Origin of the sequence: Streptomyces sp. (genome assembly GCF_036566765.1) — a bacterium.
Taxonomy (GTDB): Bacteria; Actinomycetota; Actinomycetes; order Streptomycetales; family Streptomycetaceae; genus Streptomyces.
The window spans coordinates 1-10,318 of sequence record NZ_DATCVQ010000472.1; the positions used below are offsets into that span (position 1 = coordinate 1).

Below are 10,318 nucleotides of genomic sequence, written 5' to 3' on the forward strand. Positions count from 1 at the left end.
CCCTGGCCCGCGCCCGCCCCTCTCCCCGCCGCCCCCAAGCCGCCCCGCCGCGCCCTTCGCGCCGTCCTGCGCTGGACCGCCGCCGTCCTCGTCTGCGGTGGCCTCGGCACCGGTACCGCCATGGGCATCACCGCCATGGAGCGCACCGACGTGCCCGGTCTCGCCACCGAGAGCGACGGGCGCTGGGCGTACCCGAAGCTCAGCCTCCCCGCGCTGCCGGTCGGCGTGCCGCGGCCCTTCACCGAGGGGAACGACGGCGAGGTCCACCACGCCGACCTGCGCAAGCTCCTGCTGCCCGCGCCCGCCGGGGCCAAGCCGGACCCGGAGCTCACCGGCGGCTGGATCACCAAGGACCAGTACTTCTCCGCGTACGCGAAGGAGGCCGTGCCGGTGCTGAAGCGGGACGTCGCCGAGACCGCGCTGCGCCATGTCGCGGCCCGTGGCTGGACCACGTCCGACGGCACCAAGACCCGCGTCTACCTGCTCCGTTTCAACTCGGTGGCGTTCTCCGAGGACTTCCGGGACGAGCCGCTGAAGGCGGGCGTGATGGGCGGCATGCTGCTGCCCGCCGGCGTGGAGCGCTGGGACGCGACGGCCGACCTGTCGGGCGAGGTCCGGGTCCCGTACACGTCCGTGTACGCGTTCGACGAGACCAAGCCCTACGGCCCCGAGCAGACCCGCTGGTCCTACATCCAGGCCGGCGACACCCTCGCGCTGATCACCCTGTCCCGCAAGGACGGGGTCGCGACGGTGCCGTTCCAGCAGACGGTCGCGCTGCAGGCGCAGCTGCTCGGTTAGTCCGCTAGACCCACCTCGCAGAGAGGGCCGGGCCCCCGCCCACTAAGCTGGGGTCCGGCCCGTTCTGCCTTCACCGCTCATTCGAGGAGCACTCAGTGATCATCTTCTTCGAGACTCTGCTCGCTCTGGTCTGCGTCGCCGTCATCGCGTTCACCGGCCTCGCCGTGAAGAAGCTGTACCAGGGCCAGCGCTGATCACTGCCGGCATCATCGGCTCACCGCCGGCATCCTCGGCAACTCTCTCCACAGTCCCCACCGCCCTCCACAGATCGTCTGAGTGCCCATGATCGAGATCCCGTCCGACCTCAACCCGGACCTCGTCCCGCTCGCGTTCCTCCTCGGCACGTGGGAAGGCGCGGGCGTCTCCGACTTCCCCGGCGCCGAGAAGTGCAACTTCGGCCAGTCCGTGACCTTCAGTCACGATGGCCGGGACTTCATCGAGTACCACTCGCACTCCTGGGTCCTCGACAAGGAGGGCAACAAGGTCCGCCCGCTGGAGAGCGAGAGCGGCTACTGGCGGATCGACAAGGACCGCAAGGTCGAGATCGTCATGGTCCGCGACCAGGGCGTGGTGGAGATCTGGTACGGCGAGCTCGCCGACCAGAAGCCGCAGATCGACCTGGTGACGGACGCCGTCGCGCGCACCCCGGGCGCCGCCCCGTACAGCGGTGGCAAGCGGCTGTACGGCTATGTGAAGAGCGACCTGATGTGGGTGGGCGAGAAGGCCACCCCCGAGGTCGAGCTGCGTCCCTACATGTCGGCGCACCTGAAGAAGGTCGTCACGCCCGAGGAGGTCGCCGAGATGGCGCGCAACCTCCCCGACATGCCGGACGACGGCATCGCCTTCTTCCGGTAGGAAGACCGTCGGCCAGAAGACCACCGGCGCTTCCGCCACGCCCTCCTACACTGGGGGGCGTGGTGAGCACCGACTGGAAGAGCGACCTGCGGCAGCGCGGCTACCGGCTGACGCCCCAGCGCCAGCTTGTCCTGGAGGCCGTGGACGCGCTCGAACACGCGACGCCCGACGACATCCTCGTCGAGGTGCGCAAGACGGCCTCGGGTGTGAACATCTCCACCGTCTACCGGACCCTGGAGCTCCTGGAGGAGCTGGGCCTGGTCAGCCACGCCCATCTGGGGCACGGTGCGCCGACGTACCACCTCGCCGACCGGCACCACCATCTCCATCTGGTCTGCCGGGACTGCTCGGGCGTCATCGAGGCGGATGTGGAGGTGGCCGCCGAGTTCACCGGGAAGCTCCGGGAGACCTTCGGCTTCGAGACGGACATGAAGCATTTCGCGATCTTCGGCCGCTGCCGGGACTGCGCCATGAAGGACGCGCCCGCGGAGTCGTAGGCTTTCTTGCATGCAGCGACTTTCACCGCACAGCCCCTTGCTGTCCCTGCCCGGAGCCGTCCCCGGCGAGGGCCGTGACGAAGGCGTCGCCGCGCACTACGGCGATCTGTTCCGCGAGCAGCGCGCCCTCGCCGGCGGCAACGGTTTCGTCGACCTCTCCCACCGCGGCGTGGTCGCCGTCACCGGCGACGACCGGCTGAGCTGGCTGCACCTGCTGCTCACCCAGCATGTCAGCGACCTCCCGGTCGGACAGGCCACCGAGGCGCTGATCCTCTCCGCGAACGGCCACATCGAGCACGCGCTGTACCTCGTCGACGACGGCGAGACGGTGTGGGCGCACGTCGAGCCGGGCACGCAGGGCGAGCTGCTCGCGTACCTGGAGTCGATGAAGTTCTTCTACCGGGTCGAGGTCGCCGACCGCACGGACGACATCGCCGTGGTCCACCTGCCGGCCGGCTCGATCGCCGCGGCGCCCGAGGGCGTGGTCGTACGGGAGACCCCGCACGGCCGCGACCTGTTCCTGCCGCGCGCCGACCTGGAGGCCTTCGCGGCCTCGCACGGTCCGGCCGCCGGGATCCTGGCGTACGAGGCGCTGCGGATCGAGGCGCATCAGCCGCGGCTCGGCGCGGAGACCGACCACCGGACCATCCCGCACGAGCTGGGGTGGATCGGCACCGCGGTCCATCTGCAGAAGGGCTGCTACCGGGGCCAGGAGACGGTGGCCCGGGTGCAGAACCTGGGCAAGCCGCCGCGCCGGCTGGTCTTCCTGCACCTGGACGGCAGCGAGGTCCACCTGCCGGGGCACGGCGCGCCGGTCCGGCTGGCCGCGGACGGGGCCGAGGGCCGTCAGCTGGGCTTCGTCACCAGTTCGGGGCGGCACCACGAGCTCGGGCCGATCGCCCTGGCGCTGGTGAAGCGGAACGTGCCGGTGGACGCGCCGCTGCTGGTGGGCGAGAAGACGGCCGCCGCGCAGGAGACCGTCGTCGAGCCGTAGCCGCTGTGCCCGGCGGGGATCAGACCTCGACGAGCACCGTGAACGGGCCGTGATTCGTGAGCGAGACGCGCATGCTCGCCCCGAACCGGCCCGTCTCCACGTGCGCGCCCAGCGCCCGCAGTTGCGTCACGACCTCGTCGACCAGCGGTTCGGCGACGTCGCCGGGAGCGGCGGCGTTCCAGGTGGGGCGGCGGCCCTTGCGCGCGTCCCCGTAGAGGGTGAACTGAGAAATCACCAGCAAGGGGGCATTCACGTCCGAACAGGATTTCTCGCCTTCGAGCATCCGTACGCTCCACAGCTTTCTGGCCAGCTGCGCGGCCTTCTCCGGCGTGTCGTCGTGGGTGACTCCCACCAGCACACACAGCCCTTCGCCGACGATCTCGCCGACGGTCTCTCCTGCGACGACGACGCTCGCGCCGTCCACCCTCTGTACCACTGCACGCATACAGACCAACCTAGCTGGGGCCGAACGGGTGCAGAGCGCCTGCGTGCGCACAGGCAGGAGTGGCACGATGCCTCTCAGGCGGTGCGCTGCGCACCGGACGAGGGATGGGGTCAAGACATGAGTGCACCTGGCGCCGGGCAGACGCCGTCGAGCACCCGGGTCGGCGGCGGTACGAGCGTACGCCCGCCCTTGCAGCGGTCCGCCGAGCCGGCCTGCCTGCCGCGACCCGACCTGGCGGCGCTGCGGCTGCCGGAGCTGCGCGCGCTGCGCCGCGACGCGCAGGGCGACGAGGCGGACCTGAGCTATGTCAGGCGGATGCTGCAGGGCCGGATCGACATCATGCGGGCCGAGCTGGCGCGCCGGGCCGACCCGCAGGGGCCGGCGGTGGACCGGCTCGCGGAGCTCTCGGAGATCCTCGCGGACGCGCCCTCGCAGCTGCGGACGTCGGCGCGGCACGTGACGCTGTCGACGCCGCGGGGCGAGGAGTACCGGCGGCTCGCCGCCGAGATGCTGTCCGAAGTGGAGCTGTCGGACCTGGGCGCGCGCACGGACGACGAGCTGCACACGGCGATGGGCCGGCTGGCCGGCTACGAGCAGCAGGTCTCGCGGCGGCGCCAGCAGCTCCAGCGCACCGCTGACGACTGCAGCGCCGAGATCGCCCGCCGCTACCGCGAGGGCGAGGCCCAGGTCGACGACCTGCTGACCTGAGCCGCACCCGCTCACCCCTCCTGAAGCAGGAGGCCGGGGAACCGCGGGCATGGGTGTTCGAGTCTGGGCAGGCATGCGTGTGACGATGATCCTTCCCGCCCTGACAGAGGCGACCAGCCCGCTGTTCCGGCCCATCAAGTACTCGCTCTTCCCGCCGCTGGGCCTTGCGACGCTCGCCGGGTACCTCGACGCGGACGACGAGGTGACGCTGTACGACGAGCACGTGGAGCGGATCGACCTCGAAGCGCTGCCCACGCCCGACCTGCTCGTGCTCCAGCCGTACATCACGTCCGCGCGGCGGAGTTACGAGATAGCCGACCACTTCCGCGCGCGCGGGGTGCACGTGGCGATGGGCGGGCTGCATGTGACCTCGCTCCCCGAGGAGGCGGCGGCGCACGCGGACACGATCTTCACCGGGCCGGGGGAGGACATCTGGCCGCTGTTCCTGAAGGACTTCCGGGACGGGTCGGCGCTGCGCCGGTACGACTCCAAGTCCCGTACCCTCGCCGGACTCCCGCCCGTACGACGGGATCTGATTAAGCGTCACCTCTATCTCGTGCCGAACTCGATCGTGGTCTCGCGCGGCTGCCCGCACCACTGCGACTTCTGCTACAAGGACGCTTTCTTCGAGGGCGGCAAGTCGTTCTACACCCAGGCCGTGGACGACGCGCTCGCCGAGATCGAGCGGCTGCCGGGCCGGCACCTGTACTTCCTCGACGACCATCTGCTGGGCAACCGGCGGTTCGCGGAGGCGCTGTTCGACGGGATGAAGGGGATGGGGCGGCTGTGGCAGGCGGCCGGGACGGTCAAGTCGGTCCTGGAGCCCGACCTGCTGGAGAAGGCGGCGGAGGCGGGGCTGCGGAGCCTGTTCGTCGGCTTCGAGACCGTGAACGACGCGAACCTCGCGGAGCGCCGCAAGAACCAGAACATCGGCCGGGACTACGACGCCGCCGTGCGGCGGCTGCACGACGTGGGCGTGATGGTGAACGCCAGCTTCGTCTTCGGCCTGGACCACGACGGGCCGGACGTCTTCGACCGGACGGTGGAGTGGGCGGTCGAGCAGGGCATCGAGACGGCGACCTTCCACATCATGACCCCGTATCCGTCCACAGGCCTGTGGAAGCAGATGGAGGCGGAGAACCGGATCGTGCACCGCGACTGGGACCTGTACGACACCCGCCACGTCGTCTACCGCCCCGTCGGCATGACCCCGCGCCAGCTGGAGGACGGCTACTGGCGCGCGTACCGCGACTTCTACCGCTGGCGGAACATCTGGCAGGGCGCCACCGCCCAGCCCGGCCCCCGCGAACGCCTGCGCCACCTCGCGTACGCGGGTGGCTGGAAGAAACTCGAACCCGCCTGGGACGCCCTGATCCGCTCCCGCCGCGTGGTCCGCGCCATGCCGGCACTGGAGCGGACCTTGTCGGCGTTCGGGGGCAGGGCGCCCCAGTAGGTCAGGCCCTCGGGCTTTTCGGGGCCTTCAGGACCGCGAGGGCGACCGCGAAGGCGGCGACGAGCAGTCCCGCGCCGACCGCGAAGGCGAGGTGGTAGCCGCTGGTCAGGGCCTCGGGGACGGGGCTGCCCGCGGTCGTGAGGGACTCGGTGCGGGAGGCGGCGAGGGTGGACAGGACCGCGATGCCGAGGGCCATGCCGATCTGCTGCGTGGTGTTGAACAGGCCGGAGGCGAGGCCCGCGTCCGCCTCCTTCGCGCCGGACATGGCCAGCGAGGTCAGCGCCGGCAGCGCCAGGCCGAAGCCGGCGGCGAGCAGCATCACCGGGAGCAGGTCGGTGAGGTACGAGGCGTGCACCGGCACGCGGGTCAGCAGGCCGAGCACGCCGACGAGCAGGACGAGGCCGGTGAGCAGCACGTTCCGCTCGCCGAAGCGGGCGTTGAGACGGGCGGAGACGCCTAGCGACACCGCGCCGATGACTGCCGCGGCCGGCAGCATCGCCAGACCGGTCTCGGCGGCCCCGTACCCGAGGACCTTCTGCAGGTAGAGCGCGACGAGGATCTGGAAGGAGAAGAGCGCGGCGACCATCAGCATCTGGACCAGGTTGGCGCCGGAGACGCTGCGCGAGCGGAGGATCCGCAGCGGCATGAGCGGGTTCGCGGCCGTGGCCTGGCGGACCAGGAAGCCGGCGAGCAGGGCGAGCGCGAGGGTGCCGAGGCCGAGGGTGTGGGCCGAGCCCGCCCCGTACTCCTCGATCTTGACGACCGCGTAGATCCCGGTCATCAGGCCGGACGTGACCAGCAGCGCGCCGAGCACGTCCGCGCCGGCCTTCAGGCCGAGGCCGCGGTCGGCGGGCAGCGCGGGGAGGGCGATGAGCAGGGCGGCGATGCCGATCGGCAGGTTGATGAAGAAGATCCAGTTCCAGGTGAGCGCGTCGGTGAGGACGCCGCCGAGGACCTGCCCGATCGACGCGCCGGCCGCGCCGGTGAAGCTGAACACCGCGATGGCCCTGGCCCGTTCGCGCGGTTCGGTGAAGAGCGTGATGAGGATGCCGAGGCTGACGGCGGAGGCCATCGCGCTGCCGACGCCCTGCAGGAAGCGGGCGGCGATCAGCACGCCGGGGGAGGCGGCGACGCCGGCGAGCAGCGAGGCGGCGGTGAAGACCCCCGTACCGGCGAGGAACATCCGCTTCCGGCCGATCAGGTCGCCCAGCCGGCCGGCCAGCAGGAGCAGCGAGCCGAAGGCGATCAGGTACGCGTTGACGACCCAGCTCAGCCCGACCGGCGTGAAGCCCAGGTCGCTCTGGATGGCCGGCATCGCGACGGTGACGATGCTGCCGTCGAGGATCGTCATCAGCATCCCGGTGGCGAGGACGCCGAGGGCGGCCCAGCGGGACCGGGGGAGGGGGTCAACGGACGGTGCGGCTATCGCGGACATCGCGGTCTCTCCTGTCGGTCGATGCAACAGGAGAGACGTTAGCAGATAGTTTTGTTGCAGACGGTTTCTTTCAGATCTACTTTTCTCCTTTCGGGTCTACTTCTCTCGCTGTCGCGCCCGCCGGGCCGGTCGCGGCCCCTCGGCAGGCTTCTCCAGGTGCCCCGTGACCAGCCGGTTCAGGGCTCGGACCAGCACCGTCCGCTCCTCGTCCGGCAGTGAGTCGAGCGCGCTCTCGTGCACCCCGTCCACGATCTTCTGGCTCTGCTCGGCGACCTTCGCGCCCGCCTCGGTCACCGCGATGATCCGCGCCCGCCGGTCGGTGCTGGACGGTCGCCGCTCCGCTAGCCCCGCCTTCTCCAGGGCGTCGACCGTCACCACCATCGTGGTCTTGTCCATGTCGCCGATCTCGGCGAGTTGCGCCTGCGTGCGCTCCTCCTCCAGGGCGTGGACGAGGACGCAGTGCATACGGGGGGTCAGTCCGATCTCCCCGAGCCGCGCGGTCATCTGCGTGCGCAGGACGTGGCTGGTGTGGTCGAGGAGGAACGACAGGTCCGGTTCGGTGCGCGTGGGTGCCATGGCTGTCATGTCTGTCAGGGTAGCGAGATCCGATCCGTAACGGATTATCGGCAAGCGGATCGGTTTGTCCGGCGGCGCCTATCCGGCGGCGGCGTCCATCCGGCGGCGGCGTTCATCCGGCGCGGCGTTCATCCGGCGGCGGCGACCCGCTCCAGCGTCGGGTAGTCCGTGTAGCCCTCCTCGCCGCCGACGTACATCAGGTGCTTGTCGCGGACCTCGTTGAGCGGCGCGCCGGCCCGGAAGCGCTCGACCAGGTCGGGGTTGGCCAGGAAGGACCGCCCCAGCGCGATCAGGTCCGCGCCGGCCTCAAGGAGTCGCTCGCCCGCGAGCCGCCCGCCGTCGGCGGGCAGCGGGCCGCCCCAGCCGAGCACCGGGTTGGCGATCAGCGTGCCGGGCCAGGCCGCCCGGATTTTCTGGAACAGCGGCGCGTCGGGGTCGGCGAAGACCACGTGCAGGTACGCGGGCCGGATCCGGGTCAGCTCGTCGACGAGCGCCGGGTAGATGTCCTCGGTGTCGCCCTCGTCCATGCCGTTGACGGTCAGCCCGGGGGCCAGTCGCACGCCCACCCGGTCGGCGCCGATCGCGGCCACGACGGCCTCGACCACCTCGACCACGAAGCGGATCCGGTGCGCCACCGGGCCGCCGTACGCGTCGGTCCGCCGGTTGGTTCCCTGCCCGAGGAACTGGTGCAGCAGATAGCCGTTCGCGGCGTGCACCTCCACCCCCTCGAAGCCCGCCTCGACGGCGTTGCGCGCGGCGGCGGCGAAGTCGGCGACGGTGGAGCGGATCTCGTCGACGGTCATCTCGCGCGGTACGACCGAGGGCTGGTGCCCGCTGGGCGTGTGGACCGTGTCCGGCAGCGCGATCGGGGACGGCGCGACCGGCGTCAGCCCGCTGTTGTCCGGATGCCCGACCCGGCCGCCGTGCTGCAGCTGAAGGAACATCCGCCCGCCCTCCGCGCGCACCGCGTCGGTCACCTGCCGCCAGCCGGCGACGTGGGTCGCGTCGTGGATCGCGGGGATGTGCGGGTACGTCTGCCCCACCGCGTTCGGCGTCGAGGCCTCCGCCACGATCAGCCCGGCCGAGGCGCGCTGCGCGTAGTACGTCGCCATGATCGGCTGCGGGACGCCGTCCGCGCCCGCGCGGTTACGGGTCATGGGGGCCATCACCAGGCGGTTCGGCAGGTCCAGGCCGCCGAGACGGGCGGGCTCCAACAGGCGGGTGTTCTCAGGTGAGTTCGTCATGGCCTTACCGTAGAAGCTCACACTGATGTCAGATTCAAGTCGGGGGGCGGCATGCGGATCGGCGAACTGGCCCGGCTCACGGGTGTCAGCGAACGCTCGTTGCGCTACTACGAGATGCAGGGCCTGCTCGCGGCGGAGCGGACCCCTGGAGGCCATCGCGCCTACGGGGACTGGGCGGTGGACCGGGTCATCCGGATCCAGGCCCTGTACGCCGCGGGGCTGCACAGCACGAAGATCGCCCAACTCCTGCCCTGCATGCGGGACTCCGACGGCGGCCCGAACGAGCGCGCCACCCCGCTCCTGGTCGCCGAACTCACCGCGGAACGCGAGCGCGTCGACCGGCTCATCGTCGATCTCGTCCGTTCCCGCGAGGTCCTGGACGAGGCGATCGCGGCGGCCGCCGGCCGAATGGAACCGGCGGGCGCCGCGGCGGCCCAGCGGGCATGATCGGCGAAGCCGCGGTGGTGCGGATGCGTTGCGTGGAAGGTGCGGGGCGGCATGGTGGAGCGCAGTGAGCAGCTGGCGGAGCGGTTCGAGGAGCAGCGGCCGCGGCTGAGGGCGGTGGCGTACCGGATGCTCGGCTCGCTCAGCGAGGCGGAGGACGCCGTCCAGGAGACCTGGCTGCGCGCCGAGCGCGCGGACACCGACGCCGTGGAGAATCTGGCCGGCTGGCTGACCACGGTGGCGGGCCGGGTGTGCCTGAACATGCTGCGCGCCCGCGAGACGCGGCGCGAGGACCCGCTGGAGCTGCGGATCCCCGACCCGGTCATCGGCCCGGCAGACGGCGCCGACCCCGAGTACGAGGCGCTGCTCGCCGACTCGGTCGGCCTGGCGCTGCTCGTGGTGCTCGACTCGCTGGGTCCGGCCGAGCGCCTCGCGTTCGTGCTGCACGACATGTTCGCGGTGCCGTTCGACGAGATCGCGCCGCTGATCGACAAGACGGCGACCGCCACCCGTCAGCTCGCCAGCCGGGCCCGCCGCCGGGTCCAGGGCCAGGCCCCGGCCCCCGACCCCGACCGGGCCCGCCAGCGGGAGGTCGTCGACGCCTTCTTCGCCGCCACCCGCGACGGCGACCTGGAGGCGCTCGTCGCCGTGCTCGACCCCGGCGTCGTCCTGCGCTCCGACGGCGGCGTGCTGCGCGCCCGCCACACCGTCGTTCTCGAGGGCGCCCGCACGGTCGCCGCCCAGGCCGCAACCTTCCGCGCCCTCGCCCCGTTCGCCCGCATCGCCCTGATCAACGGCACCGTGGGCGCGGTGGTGGTGGCCCCGACGGGCCAGCGCATCTCGATCATGGCGTTCACGGTCACGGACGG

At 71.5% G+C, this 10,318-nt stretch carries 12 protein-coding genes; 8 read left to right on the forward strand and 4 right to left on the reverse strand.

Translation table 11 applies throughout. The features are described 5' to 3' along the window. The 4 genes from VIU94_RS27910 to ygfZ all read left to right on the forward strand — a co-directional run. Nucleotides 1-798 (forward strand): hypothetical protein (locus VIU94_RS27910; protein WP_331915314.1); only part of this gene is annotated, 798 nt, incomplete at its 5' end. 282 nt (nucleotides 799-1,080) lie between these two features. Beyond that, a complete protein-coding gene (locus VIU94_RS27915; protein WP_331915316.1) occupies nucleotides 1,081-1,653 on the forward strand; it encodes a heme-binding beta-barrel domain-containing protein in 573 nt (190 codons plus the stop codon). A 59-nt stretch (nucleotides 1,654-1,712) separates the two neighbouring features. Further along, the gene (locus VIU94_RS27920; protein ID WP_331915318.1) at nucleotides 1,713-2,150 is read left to right on the forward strand and encodes a Fur family transcriptional regulator; all 438 of its coding nucleotides are present in this window, start codon (nucleotides 1,713-1,715) and stop codon (nucleotides 2,148-2,150) included. Between the two features lie 10 nt (nucleotides 2,151-2,160). Then, the gene (gene ygfZ, locus VIU94_RS27925) at nucleotides 2,161-3,144 is read left to right on the forward strand and encodes a CAF17-like 4Fe-4S cluster assembly/insertion protein YgfZ (RefSeq protein ID WP_331915320.1); all 984 of its coding nucleotides are present in this window, start codon (nucleotides 2,161-2,163) and stop codon (nucleotides 3,142-3,144) included. Between the two features lie 19 nt (nucleotides 3,145-3,163). Here the strand turns inward: ygfZ and dtd are convergent, their stop codons facing one another. Further along, complete coding sequence (dtd, locus tag VIU94_RS27930) at nucleotides 3,164-3,589, reverse strand: D-aminoacyl-tRNA deacylase (protein WP_331915322.1); 426 nt, start codon at nucleotides 3,587-3,589, stop codon at nucleotides 3,164-3,166. A gap of 117 nt (nucleotides 3,590-3,706) precedes the next feature. Between dtd and VIU94_RS27935 the strand changes: the two genes are divergently transcribed. Both VIU94_RS27935 and VIU94_RS27940 read left to right on the forward strand, forming a co-directional pair. Next, nucleotides 3,707-4,297 carry an RsiG family protein gene (locus tag VIU94_RS27935; protein ID WP_331915324.1) on the forward strand — a complete coding sequence of 197 codons (591 nt, stop codon included), beginning with the start codon at nucleotides 3,707-3,709 and terminating at the stop codon, nucleotides 4,295-4,297. A gap of 85 nt (nucleotides 4,298-4,382) precedes the next feature. Next, nucleotides 4,383-5,750, forward strand: coding sequence for a B12-binding domain-containing radical SAM protein (locus tag VIU94_RS27940; RefSeq protein ID WP_331915326.1), 1,368 nt, complete (start codon nucleotides 4,383-4,385; stop codon nucleotides 5,748-5,750). Nucleotide 5,751: 1 nt separating this feature from the next. On the opposite strand, the gene VIU94_RS27945 is transcribed toward VIU94_RS27940, so the two are convergent. The 3 genes from VIU94_RS27945 to VIU94_RS27955 form a co-directional block, all read right to left on the reverse strand. Beyond that, on the reverse strand, nucleotides 5,752-7,185 hold the full coding sequence (locus VIU94_RS27945) for an MFS transporter (protein ID WP_331915328.1): 1,434 nt from the start codon (nucleotides 7,183-7,185) through the stop codon (nucleotides 5,752-5,754). A 96-nt stretch (nucleotides 7,186-7,281) separates the two neighbouring features. Continuing rightward, nucleotides 7,282-7,770 (reverse strand): MarR family winged helix-turn-helix transcriptional regulator, encoded by a 489-nt coding sequence (locus tag VIU94_RS27950; protein ID WP_331915330.1) that lies wholly within the window; start codon nucleotides 7,768-7,770, stop codon nucleotides 7,282-7,284. A 119-nt stretch (nucleotides 7,771-7,889) separates the two neighbouring features. Next, nucleotides 7,890-9,005, reverse strand: coding sequence for an alkene reductase (locus VIU94_RS27955; protein ID WP_331915332.1), 1,116 nt, complete (start codon nucleotides 9,003-9,005; stop codon nucleotides 7,890-7,892). A 51-nt stretch (nucleotides 9,006-9,056) separates the two neighbouring features. On the opposite strand from VIU94_RS27955, the gene VIU94_RS27960 reads away from it, so the two are divergent. After that, nucleotides 9,057-9,452, forward strand: a complete 396-nt coding sequence (locus tag VIU94_RS27960) for a MerR family transcriptional regulator (protein ID WP_331915334.1) — start codon at nucleotides 9,057-9,059, stop codon at nucleotides 9,450-9,452. Nucleotides 9,453-9,503: 51 nt separating this feature from the next. Next, on the forward strand, nucleotides 9,504-10,318 hold an 815-nt coding region (locus VIU94_RS27965), incomplete at its 3' end, for a sigma-70 family RNA polymerase sigma factor (protein ID WP_414721026.1).

Excerpts from the sequence above, each read along its gene's own strand:
- VIU94_RS27915 (WP_331915316.1), top strand. The coding sequence starts at position 1,081 with ATGATCGAGATCCCGTCCGACCTCAACCCGGACCTCGTCCCGCTCGCG.
- ygfZ (WP_331915320.1), top strand. The coding sequence starts at position 2,161 with ATGCAGCGACTTTCACCGCACAGCCCCTTGCTGTCCCTGCCCGGAGCC.
- dtd (WP_331915322.1), bottom strand. The coding sequence starts at position 3,589 with ATGCGTGCAGTGGTACAGAGGGTGGACGGCGCGAGCGTCGTCGTCGCA.
- VIU94_RS27935 (WP_331915324.1), top strand. The coding sequence starts at position 3,707 with ATGAGTGCACCTGGCGCCGGGCAGACGCCGTCGAGCACCCGGGTCGGC.
- VIU94_RS27940 (WP_331915326.1), top strand. The coding sequence starts at position 4,383 with ATGATCCTTCCCGCCCTGACAGAGGCGACCAGCCCGCTGTTCCGGCCC.
- VIU94_RS27945 (WP_331915328.1), bottom strand. The coding sequence starts at position 7,185 with ATGTCCGCGATAGCCGCACCGTCCGTTGACCCCCTCCCCCGGTCCCGC.
- VIU94_RS27950 (WP_331915330.1), bottom strand. The coding sequence starts at position 7,770 with ATGACAGCCATGGCACCCACGCGCACCGAACCGGACCTGTCGTTCCTC.
- VIU94_RS27955 (WP_331915332.1), bottom strand. The coding sequence starts at position 9,005 with ATGACGAACTCACCTGAGAACACCCGCCTGTTGGAGCCCGCCCGTCTC.
- VIU94_RS27960 (WP_331915334.1), top strand. The coding sequence starts at position 9,057 with ATGCGGATCGGCGAACTGGCCCGGCTCACGGGTGTCAGCGAACGCTCG.